This is a genomic window from Oleiphilus sp. HI0066 (assembly GCF_001635725.1).
Genome location: NZ_LWFH01000647.1, coordinates 1 through 910, shown reverse-complemented (window position 1 = coordinate 910; position 910 = coordinate 1). Strand labels below are relative to the sequence as shown.

The following is a 910-nucleotide window of genomic DNA, read 5'->3' as shown; positions in this document are numbered from 1 at the left end:
TTCACGCGTAATCAAGAAAACGCTGTCAAAACCCATTGACTCGATAACTCGGGTGACGTCTGGATTGGTAGAAACAATAGAGGGTAAAAAGTGGGACTTTTCTTTTGCTTTTACAGCAAGCTTGGCCAGCATGCCTAGTGTAGTGCTATCAAGATGTATGGTTTCAGTGAGATCGACAATGAGACTCCGAAAATTGGGATTTTCAGAAATCGTATCAATCGCCACATCAATGGTCGAGCACGCATTTAAGCGGACTTCACCCACCAACTTTAATACATATACACCGCTACAATCGGCTTGTAACACTCTACATTCGGACATCGCTAACTAACTCTTGATAATGCAAGCAACACCCTACCATCCGCTACGACGCATCCTTATCGCAGACCGTTAACACGGCAATATCGTCCGGTAGATCATCGATATCATCCAATCCAACCGATGTCAGTAATGATTTTATCCCTCCTCGCTCACGAGAAACAACATCTAAAAGTAACTTTTCTTTCTCTTTTAGTGTCTCACTCGGCAAAACTTCTAATATCCCATCTGAAAAAACAGTGATTTTAAAGTCTTGTGGCAAAGGGCATACAACCCGCTCAAACTTTGGATAAGGAAATAAACCAACCGCGACACCTTTTGCATTTAAGTACTCCGCACCAGACGGACTACTCAGTATCGGCAAGGGAAAATGCCCGCCAATGGCATAGGTTAGGCTGCGATCACTATGATCAACAATACCTACGAATACGGTTAAGTGCTTTCCTAGATCCGACACAATCAATTCCTGATTGAGTCTTTTCAAAAACTTCACTGGACAGCTTAGCTCATCACTTGAGTTTCGGCGTAAATTTCTCAGTAATCGTGCTGATAGATTTTTTAAGAGAACCGTGACGAACGCAGACGAGGCTCC

The 910-nt window shown here is 43.2% G+C and carries 2 protein-coding genes; both read right to left on the bottom strand.

Annotated elements, in window-relative coordinates:
* A partial coding sequence (locus tag A3738_RS08235) for an STAS domain-containing protein (protein ID WP_197473710.1) occupies positions 1-306 on the bottom strand: 306 nt, incomplete at its 3' end.
* Between the two features lie 58 nt (positions 307-364).
* Positions 365-910 (bottom strand): PP2C family protein-serine/threonine phosphatase (locus A3738_RS08230; protein ID WP_156504096.1); only part of this gene is annotated, 546 nt, incomplete at its 5' end.